14 protein-coding genes are annotated in these 13,804 nt (G+C 69.3%); 2 read left to right on the top strand and 12 right to left on the bottom strand.

Translation table 11 applies throughout. The features are described from left to right. Positions 1-12: 12 nt before the first annotated feature. Together MWN52_RS10440 and MWN52_RS10435 are read left to right on the top strand one after the other, a co-directional pair. A complete protein-coding gene (locus MWN52_RS10440; RefSeq protein ID WP_286574584.1) occupies positions 13-1,002 on the top strand; it encodes a LacI family DNA-binding transcriptional regulator in 990 nt (329 codons plus the stop codon). A 120-nt stretch (positions 1,003-1,122) separates the two neighbouring features. After that, positions 1,123-2,628: a serine hydrolase domain-containing protein gene (locus MWN52_RS10435; protein ID WP_286574582.1), complete on the top strand. Its 1,506-nt coding sequence runs from the start codon at positions 1,123-1,125 to the stop codon at positions 2,626-2,628. Positions 2,629-2,668: 40 nt separating this feature from the next. Here MWN52_RS10435 and MWN52_RS10430 read toward each other — a convergent pair whose 3' ends face one another. The 12 genes from MWN52_RS10430 to MWN52_RS10375 all read right to left on the bottom strand — a co-directional run bounded on the left by MWN52_RS10430 (position 2,669) and on the right by MWN52_RS10375 (position 13,804). Beyond that, positions 2,669-4,033 (bottom strand): FAD-dependent oxidoreductase, encoded by a 1,365-nt coding sequence (locus tag MWN52_RS10430; protein ID WP_286574581.1) that lies wholly within the window; start codon positions 4,031-4,033, stop codon positions 2,669-2,671. A 28-nt stretch (positions 4,034-4,061) separates the two neighbouring features. Next, positions 4,062-5,330 carry a kynureninase gene (kynU, locus tag MWN52_RS10425; RefSeq protein WP_130522657.1) on the bottom strand — a complete coding sequence of 423 codons (1,269 nt, stop codon included), beginning with the start codon at positions 5,328-5,330 and terminating at the stop codon, positions 4,062-4,064. Between the two features lie 77 nt (positions 5,331-5,407). After that, a complete protein-coding gene (locus MWN52_RS10420) occupies positions 5,408-7,534 on the bottom strand; it encodes an FUSC family protein (protein WP_286574579.1) in 2,127 nt (708 codons plus the stop codon). 115 nt (positions 7,535-7,649) lie between these two features. After that, positions 7,650-8,180 carry a 3-hydroxyanthranilate 3,4-dioxygenase gene (locus tag MWN52_RS10415; protein ID WP_286574578.1) on the bottom strand — a complete coding sequence of 177 codons (531 nt, stop codon included), beginning with the start codon at positions 8,178-8,180 and terminating at the stop codon, positions 7,650-7,652. A gap of 30 nt (positions 8,181-8,210) precedes the next feature. After that, a complete protein-coding gene (gene can / locus MWN52_RS10410) occupies positions 8,211-8,876 on the bottom strand; it encodes a carbonate dehydratase (RefSeq protein ID WP_130518179.1) in 666 nt (221 codons plus the stop codon). A gap of 231 nt (positions 8,877-9,107) precedes the next feature. After that, entirely contained in the window at positions 9,108-9,920 is an 813-nt protein-coding gene (gene nei, locus MWN52_RS10405) for an endonuclease VIII (RefSeq protein ID WP_286574577.1), read from the bottom strand. 48 nt (positions 9,921-9,968) lie between these two features. Further along, the gene (locus MWN52_RS10400; protein ID WP_286574575.1) at positions 9,969-11,231 is read right to left on the bottom strand and encodes a hypothetical protein; all 1,263 of its coding nucleotides are present in this window, start codon (positions 11,229-11,231) and stop codon (positions 9,969-9,971) included. Between the two features lie 57 nt (positions 11,232-11,288). Next, positions 11,289-12,077, bottom strand: coding sequence for an SDR family oxidoreductase (locus tag MWN52_RS10395; RefSeq protein WP_286574573.1), 789 nt, complete (start codon positions 12,075-12,077; stop codon positions 11,289-11,291). 200 nt (positions 12,078-12,277) lie between these two features. Beyond that, complete coding sequence (locus MWN52_RS10390) at positions 12,278-12,916, bottom strand: FMN-binding negative transcriptional regulator (RefSeq protein WP_286574571.1); 639 nt, start codon at positions 12,914-12,916, stop codon at positions 12,278-12,280. Positions 12,917-12,927: 11 nt separating this feature from the next. Beyond that, positions 12,928-13,239: a hypothetical protein gene (locus MWN52_RS10385; RefSeq protein WP_130522651.1), complete on the bottom strand. Its 312-nt coding sequence runs from the start codon at positions 13,237-13,239 to the stop codon at positions 12,928-12,930. Continuing rightward, positions 13,236-13,541 carry a hypothetical protein gene (locus MWN52_RS10380; RefSeq protein ID WP_286574570.1) on the bottom strand — a complete coding sequence of 102 codons (306 nt, stop codon included), beginning with the start codon at positions 13,539-13,541 and terminating at the stop codon, positions 13,236-13,238. The genes MWN52_RS10385 and MWN52_RS10380 overlap by 4 nt, the downstream gene beginning before the upstream one ends. Continuing rightward, positions 13,538-13,804, bottom strand: a complete 267-nt coding sequence (locus MWN52_RS10375) for a hypothetical protein (RefSeq protein ID WP_286574568.1) — start codon at positions 13,802-13,804, stop codon at positions 13,538-13,540. Before MWN52_RS10375 ends, MWN52_RS10380 begins: the two co-directional genes overlap by 4 nt.

Below are 13,804 nucleotides of genomic sequence, written 5' to 3'. Positions count from 1 at the left end.
GAAACGATCCCAGTGAGCATCAGCATCAACGACGTGGCCCGCGTGGCGGGCGTGTCCAAGTCCACGGTCTCGCGCGTGATCGGCGGCGGCGCGGTCAGCGCCGAGGTGCGCGCGCGGGTGGAGGCGGCCATCGCCCAGACCGGCTACCGGCTCAACCTGCAGGCCCGGCGCCTGCGCTCGCGCCACAGCGGCATCGTCGGGGTGATCGTGGCCGACATCCGCAATCCCTTCTTCACCGCCCTGATCCGCGCGGTGGAGGCGGTGGCCTATCAGCAGGGGCTGCGCGTCATGCTGTGCAACACCGACGAGGATCCATCGCGCGAAGCGCTGTACCTGCAGATGATGCAGGAGGAGCGCATCAGCGGCCTGATCTTCGCGCCCACCCGCACCACCGTGGGCCGGCTCGAGCGCATGCAATGGGACTATCCCACCGTCCTGGTCGATCGCGCGCCGGCCAGCGGACGGCACGACAGCGTGGTGATCGACAACGCCGCGGCCATGACCGAGCTGGTCGGGCATCTGCTGGCGCAGGGCTATCGCCGCATCGGCGGCCTGTTCGGCAGCACCAGCACCACCGCGACCGAGCGCCGCGACGGCTATCTGGCCGCGATGCAGGCGCACGGCCTGGCGCCGGACTACCGCGAGATCGAGCCCACGGCGGAGGCCGCCATCGCCGAGGTCGGCCCGTGGCTGGCGCAGCCGGACCGGCCGCGGGCGCTGGTGACCAGTAACAACCTGCTGTTGATGGGCGCGCTGCGTGCCGCGCGCGCGGCGGCGCTGTCCATTCCCGATCAGCTGGCCCTGGCCGGCTTCGACAACGAGCGCTGGACCGAGCTGGTCGAGCCCGGCATCAGCGTGGTCGAACAACCCGTTGAGGAGATGGGCCGGGCCGCCATGTCGCTGCTGCTGGAACGGATGAAGTCGCCCGAGCTGCCCGTGCGCCGGCTGGTGATGGCCACGCGCTGCGTGCTGCGCGGTTCGACCGGCGCCATGCAGCCCTGACGCGACGTGGCAGCTTGGAACCGCTCGGACGTGCGCCATCAGCCATGTGGATGGGGGCTCTAAACCCGCGCGCGCTTTCCCGCATCCAAGCGGCAGTCATCGAAACCCAAAGGTCTGTGGATGCGCCGTTTCACCTTTGCTTACGCCCCGAAAGGCCATCGGGTCCGGCTTCGCATGCCGGCCTTCATGGCAGCGCTCCTGGTACTGCTGGCCGGCCTCTCGGGACAGGCTCTGGCACAGGTCCGACCCGCCGAGCTGAAGCAGTTGGTCGACAGCTACGCCACGAACCGGGACTTCAACGGCGTCGTGCTTGTCGCCCAGCACGGACGTGTCGTGTACCGGGCCGCCTACGGGCTGGCCAACCGCGAATGGCAGGTGCCGAACGCGGCCGACGCGGTGTTCCGGATCGGCTCGTTGAGCAAGCCGATCACCGCCATCCTGGTCCTGCAACTGGTGCAGGAGCACAAGCTGCGGCTGGACGGAACACTGGGCGAGTATCTGCCCGCGCTCTATGGCGACACGCCCGCTGCCGCGGTCACGGTGGCGCAACTGCTCAACCATACCTCGGGCATCGTCGATGTCCCCAGCAGCTACGACGATCCCTGGTGGCAGACCCAGGCACGCCAATCGTTCGCGCCGCAAGACTTCGCCAAGGCGTGGATCCCGGGAAAACTGCAGAGCGCGCCGGGCACGGTGTGGCGTTACAACAACTCCGGCTACTTCCTGCTCGGCCTGCTCATCGAGCAGGTGACCGGCGCCAGCTATGAGGCGAACCTGCGGAGCCGGATTCTGGACAAGGCCGGCATGGCGCACAGCGGGCTGTATCACGCCAGCGAGGTCATCCCGCGCCTGGCCGAGGGCTATCAGACCAGGCCCGACCTCAGCCTGGTACGCCCCATGCCGATCGATCCGACGGTCTCGTTCTCGGCTGCCGGTCTGTATACCACGGTCGACGATCTGTTCCGCCTGGACCGCGCCCTCTATGGAAACGCGCTCCTGGACGAGCGCTGGCGGCAGGCCATGTGGACCGACTACCGCTCGGAGTACGGCTATGGCTGGGGGGTGGAGCAGTGGCACACGCCGTCGGGCGGCACCTACAAGGTGGTGTCGCACACGGGCAGCGTGCCGGGTTACCAGAGTTTCTGGCTTCGCTCCGAACAGGACGAATCGATGGTGGTCATCCTGGACAACTATTGGCAGGGCGATACCGTGGTGACCCTGGGCAAGGACTTGATGGACGTGCTGCACGGCAAGCCGGTGGCGCTGGCCAAGAAGAACCTGGGCGACCTGCTGATTCCCCTGGCCCTGTCGCAGGGCGTGCCGGGCATGCGCAAGGCTTACGAGACGCTGGGCGCGAACGCCAGCCAGTACGACACTTCCGAAAGAGCGCTGAACACGCTGGGCTATCGCCTGCTGAGGATGCAGCGCGTGCCGGAGGCCATCGCGGTCTTCCAGTGGAATGCCGGCGCGCATCCGGCATCGGCCAATGTGCATGACAGCCTGGGCGAGGCCTATCGCGCCGACGGACAGCGTGAGCAGGCGATCCGCAGCTACCGGAAGGCCTCGGAGCTCGCCCCCGACGATGCCCGCCTGCGCGGCATTCTGAAGGAGCTGGGAAGCCAGTGAACGGGCAAGCGGCGTCACCGGCGCCCAGGGTGCTGGCGCCTCAGACCGGCGAGTCAAGCGCTGGCAAGGTCTCCTGGATGCGCCGGTCCAGCAGGGGCCAGTCGATCTGCGACAGGTCCGCATGGCCGGCGATCGCCTCCCGCAGCAGCTGGCGCTGGAGCTCGCTGCGTTCCAGCGCCACCGCGTAGGGGATGCGCATGAAGGTGACCATCGTGTAGTGCGGCACGAAGCGGTTGGGGTGGCGCTGCTGCAGCGCCTGCTCGAGCTGGCGCTGCAGCAGGAAGTCCGCATCGTCCACGCGGTCGCGCATCTCGATGTAGTTCTCCAGGGCCATGGCCTGGATCGCCGCGGCATTGGGCTTGCGCTGGGCCTCGAACGCCGCATAGGCCTGCGCCAGCGAATCGGCCCGGTCCAGCTGCTCGGCCAGCGCCACGCAGTCCTCGAAGGCGCAGTTCATGCCCTGACCGTGGAAGGGCACCATCGCGTGCGCCGCATCGCCCAGCAGTACCGCGCGCCCGCCCAGGTGCCAGCGGTCCAGGTAGAGTGTGCCGAGCAGGCCGGGCGGATGCGCCTCCCAGTCGTGGACCAGATCGGGGATCAGGGGCAGGGCGTCGGGGAAGTCGCGTTCGAACAGGGCGCGGGCCTGCTCGCCGCTGGCCACCGTGGCGAAGCTGGTCGGCCCCTCGTTGGGCAGGAACAGGGTGACGGTGAAGGTGCCCTCGTCGTTGGGCAGGGCGATGCACATGTAGTCCCCGCGCGGCCACAGATGCAGCGCGTTGGGCTCGATGCGGAAGCCGCCATCCTCGGCCGGCGGGATCTCCAGTTCCTTGTAGGAATGGCCCAGGAACTCGGTGCGCGCGCCCAGCGGGCTGGCGCGGTCCATCGCCGCGCGCAGCGCCGAGCCGGCGCCGTCGGCGCCGATCAGCGTGTCGAAGCGGATGTCGTGCGGCGAGTCGTCGCGATCGTCGATGAAGCGCGCATAGCCGGCGGGGAAGTCGACCGTATGCAGGCGCCGGTAGAACTGGATCTTCGCCCCGGCCGCCTCGGCCAGGTCGAGCAGGGCGATGTTGAGGTCGGCGCGGTGGATGGACCAGATCACCTCGCTGTCGTCGCGGCCGTAGCGCTGCAGCTGCGGCGCTTCGCCGAGCGCATGCACCATGCGCCCGCGCATCATCACCGCGCGTGCCATCACCGCATCCTCGGCGCCGGCTTGGCGCAGGGCGTGGCGGCCGCGTTCGGCCAGGGCCAGGTTGATCGACCGGCCCGACTCGTAGCCCTTGATGCGCGGATCGCCGCGTCGCTCGAACAGGGTCACCTGCCAGCCGCGCTGCGACAGCAGGATCGCCAGCAGGCTGCCGGCCAGGCCGGCGCCGATCAGGGTGATGGGGCGTGCCGAGACGTTCAACGCATGGCGCCCGCTGTGGCGACCGGGCTCATACGCCGCGCCACAGTTCCACTTCCTCGACGAAGCGGTAGACGTCCTTGAAGCTGTTGTACAGCGGCACCGGCGAGATGCGGATCACGTCCGGCTCGCGCCAGTCGCCCAGCACGCCCACCGAGACCAGATAGTCGAACAGTTCGCGGCCGCGCTCGCGCCCGCCGGCCACGCGCAGCGAGAGCTGGCAGCCGCGGCGCTCGGGCTCGGCCGGGGTGATGATCTCCAGCGTGTCCAGCACGCGCGCCTCGATCAGCTCCTCCAGGAAGCCGGTGAGCTGCTCGGACTTTTCGCGCAGCGCCGCCATGCCGCCGGCGCGATCGACCAGCGCCAGCGAGGCCAGCAGCGGGGCCATCGCCAGCACCGGCGGATTGCTCAGCTGCCAGCCTTCCGCGCCCGGCGTCGGCGTGAACTGCGGCGCCATCAGGAAGCGGGTCTGCTTCTCGTGTCCCCACCAGCCGGCGAAGCGCGGCCGGTCGGTGTGCGCATGGCGCGCATGCACGAAGGCGCCGGCCACCGCGCCCGGCCCGGCGTTGAGGTACTTGTAGTGGCACCACACGGCGAAGTCCGCATCTGCATCGTGCAGCGCCAGCGGCAGGTTGCCGACCGCATGGGCCAGGTCGAAGCCGGCCACCGCGCCAGCCGCATGCGCCAGCCGCGCCACCTCGGCCAGGTCGAAGGCCTGCCCGGTGCGGTACTGGATGCCGGGCCACAGCACCAGCGCCAGGCGATGGCCGTGCGTGGCGATGGCCGCCTCCAGCGCCGCCATCGAGATCGTGCCCTCGGCCTCGTCGGGCTCCAGCTCGATCAGGTCGGTGGCCGGGTCGAAGCCATGGAAGCGGATCTGCGATTCGACCGCATGCCGGTCGGAAGGGAACGCACCGGCCTCGATCAGGATCGCCGGGCGCTCGCGCGTGGGCCGGTAGAAGCTGACCATCATGAAGTGCAGGTTGGCGGTGAGGGTGTTCATCGCCACCACCTCGCTGGGCAGCGCGCCGACCACGCGTGCCAGCGGCTCGCGCACCTGCTCGTGGTAGGTCATCCACTGGCCCTGGCCGCGGAAGTGGCCCTCCACCGCCTCGTGCGCCCACTTGTCCAGCACCTGTTCGACCGCCTTGCGCGCCCCCTTGGGCTGCAGGCCGAGCGAGTTGCCGCAGAAGTACACCTGTTCGGTGTGCTTGTGCCGGGGGATCAGGAATTCCTGGCGGAAGCCACGCAGCGGATCTGCGGCGTCCAGGGCGATGGCGTGCGTGCGGGCGTCGGACATGGAAGCTTGGGAACTTGAGCGAATCGAGGAAGCACCGGCGTCCGACAGCCTCGGAGCGCGCGGCGAAGCCTCGGAGTCTACCCGGGCGCGCCGCCCGCCGCCGCGACCGGGGCCGCAGAAGACCGGGCATGGCGGCGGCGCAGCAGGTGGGTGACGGTATCGACGCTGTCAGCGATGCGGTCGGCCGCATCGAGCAGGGCGAAGGCGGTCTCCTGCTCGTGCGGCACCGCCTCGGCCAGGCGGCGCTCGTCCGGGCGCAGGGTGGGGATCTCAGAGAACTTGCCGGTCTGGCGCAGATAGCGCACCTGGGCGCCCAGGGCTGCGTCCAGCGCCTGGGCGAAGGCGCCAAGCTCGGGCAGATCGGGCAGCGTGGCGCCCTCGCGCAGCTGGGCTTCCAGCGTCAGCGGCGCGCGCATCAGGCGCGTGGCGTTGGCCAGCAGCGATTCGGCCAGCTGTGCCTCGTCGCGGTTGCCGTGGCGGCGTGGCTCGGCGCGCAGCCGGTCGATGGAGGCCTGCACATTGGTGCGCGCCGCGCGCGCGGCCACGCGCGTGTCGTCCAGCACGTCCACGCGCCCGGCCAGCAGCGCGCTCAGATGCCGCTGATCGGCCTCCAGCAGCGTCGCCAGCGCGGTGCGGGTGCGCTTGCCTTCCCAGGTGGGCCACAGCGCATAGGTCAGCATCGCCAGCGCGCTGCCGATCAGCGTGGCGACCACGCGCGCGCTCAGCGCCTCGCCCGGCGCGTAGCCCTCGAAGGACAGCAGCATCACCAGCATGCCGGTCAGCAGGGCCACGCCCAGGCCGTAGTTCATCTGCGTGGTCAGGCGGAAGCCGAAGCAGAACAGCCACAGCAGCAACAGGCGCACCACCGTGCCGTCCATCGCGTAGTGGATCAGCGCCGTGCCGACCACCAGCCCGGCCAGCGTGCCGACCACGCGCCCAGCGCCGAAGCTCAGCGTGCCGCCGAAATCGGGCTTGAGCACGATCGCGGTGGTCATCGGGATCCAAGTCCCGTGCGGCAGCTTCAGCGTCTTCTCCAGCACCAGTGCGACCATCAGCGCGGTGGCGCAGCGCAGGGCGTGGCGGAACGCGGCCGAGGACAGCGTCAGGTTGGCGCGCAGCGTCACCCAGGGCGAATTGGGCCGCATCGACGGCGGCAGCCGCGCCTCGACCTGCTGGGCGTTGATCTGGCCCTGGCTGCTGGCCCAGTAGCCGTTGCGCACCAGCGCACGCAGCTGTCCGGCCAGTCCGGCGGCGCGGCCGCTGGCCAGGCGCAGCAGGCGCTGATCGCGGGTCGTGGCGGCCTGCTTGCGCGCGGCCTCGACCGCCGGCACCAGCGCCTGCAGCCGGGCCACGTCGCCCTCGGCGCGCTGCGGCGAGGCGGCCTCGCGCAGCGCCGCGGCCAGATGGTCGAGCACCAGGGCGGCCTGCTTGAGCACGGTCTCTAGCAGCTCGCGCGCCTTGGCATCCTCCAGGCGCGCATGCACATCGGCCAGTGCCAGCAGGTCGATGCGGGTGCGCTCGCACAGCTCGGCCATGATGCGGAACGACTGCAGCGCCACCCCGCGCGTGTGGTGCTGGCCGTGCAGCAACAGCAGCGTGTCCTGCGCCGCCTGCAGGGTCGGCGAGGGCTGGCTGGCGTCGGGACGGGTGCGCGCGGTGATGGCCAGCTGCTGCAGGATGGTCGCCAGGGCGAAGCGCTCGGGCCGGTAGCGCTGCAGCGGCCAGGCGGCCACCGCCATCACCATCTGCAGCAGACCGCCGGCGAAGATCAGCAAGGCCACGCCTGGCGCCTGGGCGGGCGACAGGCCCATGTTGGCGCAGACCATCAGCAGGATCATGCTGGCCAGGCCGTTGCGCGCGGCCAGCGGCCCCAGCGCCACCACCAGGCCGCCGGCGAAGCCCACCGCGAACACCGCCACCGCCAGCAGCGCCAGGTGCTGGCCGACCAGGATGCCGACCGCCGCCGACAGGCCGGCGATCGAGGCGGTCATCAGCATGCGCCGCATGCGCAGCCCGTAGGCGCCGGGCTGGTCGGCGAACATGGTCTGCAGCGCGCCGATCGCCATGCCGAGGCCGATCGCCGGCTCGCCGGCCCACACCCCGCCGGCCAGCGAGGCGAACACGGCGAAGGAGTTGCGCAGCGCCACCCGCACCGGGATATCGCGGGGCTTGAGGCGGATCAGGCTGCGCAGGAACGGGGACATGGTGGGGCGAGGCGTGAGCGCGAAGAGGTAAGGAGTGAGTAAAGCAAAGGCAAGCGCGCGAGGCCTAAGCCGCTACCGCTCACTCCTCACTTCTCGCCGCACCACGCACTCCTGCTCACGTATCCGGCATCACATAGCGCGTCGGCGCCGGGTTGAGGTGACCACAGGCCTGGCAGGTGCGGTGCTCGCGCGAGGCGTAGAAGCGGTCGAACACCGGCGGGAAGTCGGTCTCGATGTTGCGCAGCGGGAAATACTCTTCGTAGAGCTTGTGGTTACAGCGCTCGCAGAACCACAGCAGCCCATCCTGCTCATCCGACAGGCGACGGCGCTCGATCACCAGCCCGACCGAGTGTTCCATGCGCTGCGGCGAATGCGGCACGCGCGGCGGCAGCAGGAAGATCTCGCCGGCGCCGATCGGGATATCGCGCGGCGCGCCATCCTCCTGGATGCGCAGCACCATCTGCCCCTCGAGCTGGTAGAACCACTCCGGCCCCTCGTCGTAGTGGTAGTCGGTGCGCGCGTTCGGCCCGCCGACCACCATCACGATGAAGTCGCCGGCGTAAATCACCTTGTTGCCGACCGGCGGCCTGAGCAGGTGGCGGTGTTCCTCGATCCAGGCCTGCAGGTTGAGCGGGGCGGGCAGCATGGCGGACTCCTGGGAACGAGGCGGGGCAGGCTAGGCGTCGCGCTTGCCGGTGGTCGGCATCGCCGCCAGGGCGCGCGCGTAGGCCGGCTGCAGATCGTCGGGCCCGGCCACGTCCATGCCCAGCTCGCGCACGCGGCCGTCGGACAGGCTGTAGCACCAGCCGTGCACCGCCACCTGCTGGCCGCGCGCCCAGGCATCCTGCAGGATCGTGGTATGGCACACGTTGGCGACCTGTTCGATCACGTTGAGCTCGCACAGGCGGGCGTGGCGCAGGGCCTCGTTCTCCACCCGCTCCAGCCGCGCCGCGTGCTTGCCCGCCACGTCGCCCACATGCCGCAGCCAGTTGTCCACCAGGCCCATCCGCGCGCCGGTCATGCTTGCATGCACGCCACCGCAGCCATAGTGGCCGACGATCAGGATGTGCTCGACCTTGAGCACATCGACCGAGAACTGCACCGCCGAGAGGCAGTTGAGGTCGCTGTGCACCACCACGTTGGCCACGTTGCGATGGACGAACACCTCGCCCGGGTCCAGCCCCAGGATCTGGTTGGCGGGCACGCGCGAATCGGAGCAGCCGATCCACAGATAGCGCGGCGACTGCTGCTTGGACAGACGTTCGAAGAAGCCCGGATCGTCCTTGCGGACCCTGTCGGCCCAGTCCAGGTTGTTGCGCAGCAAGTCTTTGAGATCGCTCATGCCCGCGATTATCGCAGAAGCCCCCGCGAAGACGGTATGGAATCCCTGGCCCAGCGCTTGGTGCGAGTAGGTGGCCACCTGTAGAGCGGAGCTTGCTCCGCTCGGGCCTTACCCACGAACCGAACAAAGAGCAGCGGAGTCCCCAAAAGGGGATTGCCACAAGCTCCGCTCCATAGGTAGGCCACTGCGAGATGTGAGGAGACAGTTTCTCTCACCCACAGCAACACAAGGCTACCGCTGGCAATGCGCGCAGTCGTACAGCCGTCGCCCCGCCAGCTCGCGGCGACGGATCAGCGTGCCGCAGTCCAGGCACGGCTCGCCGGCGCGGTCGAAGACCTTGAAGGCGAAGCCATCGGGCGTATCGGTCAGGTAGTCGGCACGCATGCCTGCGGCCTTGCGGATGCCGCGGCTGCGATAGCTGCGGCGCGGCACGTCCAGCAGCGCCCTGGCCAGCAGCCGGCGCTCGTCCGGGTTCAAGCCCGCCGCATCGCGCGTGGGCGCGATGCCGGCCTCGAACAACACCTCCGACCGCAAATAGTTGCCCACCCCGGCAAGGAAGCCCTGGTCCAGCAGCAGCGCGGCCAGCGACATGCGCATGAAGCGCGGCTCCTGCAGCCGCTGCTCCACCGCCGCCGCGGTCAGGCGCTTGTCCAGCACGTCCGGCCCGAGCTTGGACAGGAAGGGATGGCGGGCCAGGTCCGCGTTCTTCCACAGCGCGATGTCCGAGGCCGAGTACAGCAGGATGGCCTTGTCGGCCGTCTCCAGCGCCACGCGCAGGCTGCGGGTAGTCTCCGGCCGCTCGCCGGCCTCGGCGATCCGCCACACCCCGTAGAGCTGGTTGTGCGTGTACAGCGTGGTGCCGTTGTCGAAACGCGTCAGCATCGCCTTGCCATGCGTCTCGATGGCGGTGATGCGCGCGCCGATCAGCCCGCGCTGCTTGGATTTGAGCGAAGGCGGGTAGAACCACACCTGCTCCAGGGGCTGGTTGCCGACCGCCTCGAACAGGCGATCGGCGGCGCGACGGATCTCGGGACCTTCAGGCATGGGCGGATTCGATCAGATGGCGTGTGGCCGCGCCGTGGAGGTCGGCCATCAATGGCCTACTTGCAGAAAATCGACCCTGCCCAGGACTTGATCGTCCTCATCGATCGCCACCAGCGCGAACTGGCCTGCAGGTAGGGCGAGAGATGTGACCGTCTGGGCACCCCGAAGCAGCACCATGTCCGCAGGCACGGCGTCATCGGTGTCGGTGCGATGACGCGCAGCAACCGCGCAGGGGAAGTGACCGGCGCAGAGGGTTGGATCCAGGGCCACGGGATGCCGTTCCAGCACCGGCTGCCAAAGCCAGCCGGGCCGGCCATTCCTCGCGGGCGGATCGGGCAGGACGACGCTGACGTCGTATTGACGAGGTTCCAGGCTCCATGGCTTCCCTTGATCATCGACGAAGACCGCAGCCGTCATCTGCGCAGCAGGTAGGCGTTCAAGCAGTGCTCGATAACCGGAGCGCTCTCGCGTATGCGGCTGGGCGTGCTGAAACTCGACCTGATCGATCGTCAGAGGGTCGATGCCGGTCAGGCGCTTGAGTTCGGCTGCCATCGGCAGGTAGTCCGCATGGCGGGCCTCTCTGACATGGCTGTAGCCCACGTGGACCAGGACCCTGGCATCGGGTCGGTCCTTGAGAAGCCTTGCCAAGTTCTGCGCCTGGCCTGTCTCGCGCGCCTGCTGGTCCTGTTGCTCACCGACATACTCGTGGGCGTCAAGGCGATAGCCCAAGCCCGCTGCGCTGCGCAGCAGCTGTCCAAAGACCGGCTCGCGCGTATAGATCCCGTCGCGTTGCACCGCATAACCGCGCCGCTCAATATCGCCGATGGTGTCCCCCGCCGGGGCCTCAGCCGCATAGTCGGTAAATCCCGCTGCTCGCAGGAGGGGGAGCAGCTCGGCCACCAAGGCGCGTGTCTGTGGAACATGGTGTGCCTCGTTGATGATCACCACGCGTCGACCCTTGGCCAGCTTGGCAATCGCAGTCGCTGCATCGACAGCGCGATAGCGCGCGTCTGGAAGCGCGTCATAGGGGCCTGTTCCGAGTGCGTTGAACACTGGGTAAGGGATCTGCACCAGCGCGTCCTCGTACATGCCCGACTGTGCGAGCAGTGTGGCCTCAAGCTCCCGCTTGAACCGCTGTGCGCCTGGATTGGCCGAGGTCTCGATGCTCCTGAGCTGTTCCAAGGCGGGGAGCGGGCTGCGCGATGTCGCCGAGGCCTGGAACGTGGACAGGATGGAGGCCGTGGGATCCGATCCCGCTTGCGCAACCCAGGCGGTGGCCGCACCGGCAAGGCAAGCAACCAACGCCGACATATTTTTCCTCATATCCAACCCATTCGGCCCGCATCGATTACACTTGTAATATATTGCCTAGAGCGACTGCAGGCGGCCGCCGTCCACGGCCAGGCTGACGCCGGTGATGTAGCCGGCAGCGGGGCTGGCAAGGAAGGCGATGGCCGCGGCGATGTCGGCCGCCTCGCCGAGGCGGCGCACGGGCACGCCCTGCGCGATGCCGTCCAGGATCTGCTCGGCGCTCTGGCCGCTGGCCTGCATCCGGTCCTGGACGATGTGGTCCATGCGCGCGGTGCGGGTGAAGCCGGGCAGCACGTTGTTGATGGTGATGCCGTCGGGCCCCAGTTCGCGCGACAGCGTCTTGGCCCAGCCGGCCACCGAGGCGCGGATGGTGTTGGACACGCCCAGGTTGGGGATCGGCTCGTACACCGAGGTCGAGACCACGTTGACGATGCGGCCCCAGCCGGCGGCGCGCATGCCGGGCAGCACCGCCTGCACGCGCACATGATTGGCCAGGGTGTGGTGGCGGAAGGCGGTGAGGTAGGCGTCCAGGTCCGCGTCGATGGCGCGTCCGCCCGGCGGCCCGCCGCCGTTGTTGATCAGCACGTGCACCGGCTTGCGCGCGGCCAGGCCGACCACATCGGTGGAGAGCATCTCGGTCTTGCCGTCGTCGCCGAACAGCCAGCCATGCGTCTGGCCTTCCCGCACGACGGGCAGCTCGGCCACCAGCTGCTGCAGCATGGCCTGGCGCCTGGCCAGCACGGTGACATCGCAGCCCAGCAGCGCCAGCTCGATCGCCGCGGCCCGGCCGATGCCCTCCGAGGCGCCGCAGACCAGCGCATGGCGGCCGGAAAGGTTCAGGTCCATCGCAATACTCCGATTCGGATCGCGGGGCGTTACTGTGACGCCCAGCGTGTTATGGCGTCGCGTTCTGCCTGGCGGAAGCAACCGCGCTCACATCAAGCCGCAACCTCCTTGTAGAGCGGAGCTTGCTCCGCTGGGGCTTGCCGACGATCCGGCCGAAAGGCAGCGGAGCAAGCTCCGCTCTACAGATGGGCGCCGCCTCGTCAGTCTGCGGTATCGGTCAGGCCCGCATCGCCACGCATCAGCGCGGCAACCTCGCGCGCCTCGGGATCGTCACGCGCGGCCAGATCCTCGATCACCGCCTGCTGATTGGCATGCGGATGGTTCTGGCTGAGCTTGAACTTCAGCTCGGCCCGCTCGACCACCAGCCGGAAGCCAACGATGCCGGCCAGTTGCCGGATCAGGCGCGCATCGTCGTGCTCGAAGCGCCAGTCGCGGCCGACGCTGGCCTCGTAATGCGCGCTGAGCCGGTCGACCAGGTCGGCCAGGGCGTCGGTGTCGTCGATGCGTTCGAGCACGCCGTGTAGATGGGCGACGGCGTAGTTCCAGGTCGGCACCCGCGCGGCCTGCGCCTTGTCCGGATAGACCGAAGGCGAGACATAGGCATGCGGGCCGTGGACGATGGCCAGGGCCTTGCCCGTGTGGCGTGCCTGCGGGTTGGGCTTGGCCCAATGGCCTTCCAGCACGATGCGCGCGCCGTCGCGGGCGTAGAGCACCGGCAGATGGCTGACCTCGGGCGTGCCGTCGTCGTGCTGCGTGATCAGGGTGACGAAGGCATCGCGCGCGATAAGCCCATCCAGCCGCGCCAGGTCGGTCTGCGCGAAGGCGCGCGGGGTGTACATGCCACGCGCGCTCAGGCGTGCCCGCCGCCCAGCCGCTGCACCATCAGCGGTTTGAGCGCGGCATCGTCGTCGGCGTGCGGCGGGACGACCTCGTGCAGCGAGAAGCCGCGCAGCAGCGCGTCTTCCTCGTCCAGGCCGTCGTAGGCGACGAACTCGGCGTCGAACAGCGCCCCGCGGGCGCTGTCCTCACTGTCGTAGGCCAGCGTATTGCCATCGCTGTCCAGCACCTCGGCGGTGCCGGCCTCCTTGATCCGCAGCCGGGCCCAGATCAGGGTCTGGCCCAGGGTGGCCAGCCACCACTGGACGCGCGTCGTCTCATTCATTTCACCACCTCGTAGGCCAGCCACAGCAGCCCGGCCATGGCCAGGCCGCACACGATCACCAGCGCGGCGATGCGCGCCGGCGTGGCCAGGCCGTTCAATGCGCCGTCCCGGCGCTGCAAGTAAGTGCCGCGCAGCAGCCAGACCAGCGCGGCGGGTTTCATGAAGGCGCCCGGGCCCAGTTCCTCGGCCACCTGCGGATGGCGGTCGCGCACGTGGATCAGGGTCAGCGGCCAGAAGATCACGAACGCGCAGAACCCGGCGATCGCCGTGGCCACGAACAGCAGGGCGAAGAACAGGATCACGCCAGCACCAGGCGGGCCAGCGAGGGCAGCGCCACCGAGCACACGGCCAGCACCGTGGCCCACAGCAGCGGCGCGCGCAGGCCCTGCATCGCCGCGCGCACCTGCGGATCGGCCTTGGTGGCGCGCACGTCCAGCCCTTGTTCCTGCTTGGCCATCAGCAGCTTCTGCATGCGCAGGCTGCGGGCGATGCCGACCAGGCCGAAGCCGAAGGCCGCGAACCCGGCGATGAACGTCGCCACCTGCACCACCAGCTGCGCATGCAT

Origin of the sequence: Pseudoxanthomonas winnipegensis, from assembly GCF_030322905.1 — a bacterium.
Classification (GTDB): Bacteria; Pseudomonadota; Gammaproteobacteria; order Xanthomonadales; family Xanthomonadaceae; genus Pseudoxanthomonas_A; species Pseudoxanthomonas_A winnipegensis.
The sequence above is the reverse complement of the archived record's forward strand: the minus strand, read 5'-3'. Positions and strand labels throughout refer to the sequence as shown.

What these genes read in the sequence shown, in the direction of transcription:
- MWN52_RS10385 (WP_130522651.1), bottom strand. Translation starts at nt 13,239, where the DNA reads ATGAATGAGACGACGCGCGTCCAGTGGTGGCTGGCCACCCTGGGCCAG.
- MWN52_RS10395 (WP_286574573.1), bottom strand. Translation starts at nt 12,077, where the DNA reads ATGGACCTGAACCTTTCCGGCCGCCATGCGCTGGTCTGCGGCGCCTCG.
- MWN52_RS10420 (WP_286574579.1), bottom strand. Translation starts at nt 7,534, where the DNA reads ATGTCCCCGTTCCTGCGCAGCCTGATCCGCCTCAAGCCCCGCGATATC.
- MWN52_RS10400 (WP_286574575.1), bottom strand. Translation starts at nt 11,231, where the DNA reads ATGTCGGCGTTGGTTGCTTGCCTTGCCGGTGCGGCCACCGCCTGGGTT.
- nei (WP_286574577.1), bottom strand. Translation starts at nt 9,920, where the DNA reads ATGCCTGAAGGTCCCGAGATCCGTCGCGCCGCCGATCGCCTGTTCGAG.
- kynU (WP_130522657.1), bottom strand. Translation starts at nt 5,330, where the DNA reads ATGTCCGACGCCCGCACGCACGCCATCGCCCTGGACGCCGCAGATCCG.
- MWN52_RS10390 (WP_286574571.1), bottom strand. Translation starts at nt 12,916, where the DNA reads ATGTACACCCCGCGCGCCTTCGCGCAGACCGACCTGGCGCGGCTGGAT.
- MWN52_RS10435 (WP_286574582.1), top strand. Translation starts at nt 1,123, where the DNA reads ATGCGCCGTTTCACCTTTGCTTACGCCCCGAAAGGCCATCGGGTCCGG.
- MWN52_RS10415 (WP_286574578.1), bottom strand. Translation starts at nt 8,180, where the DNA reads ATGCTGCCCGCCCCGCTCAACCTGCAGGCCTGGATCGAGGAACACCGC.
- can (WP_130518179.1), bottom strand. Translation starts at nt 8,876, where the DNA reads ATGAGCGATCTCAAAGACTTGCTGCGCAACAACCTGGACTGGGCCGAC.
- MWN52_RS10375 (WP_286574568.1), bottom strand. Translation starts at nt 13,804, where the DNA reads ATGCATGCGCAGCTGGTGGTGCAGGTGGCGACGTTCATCGCCGGGTTC.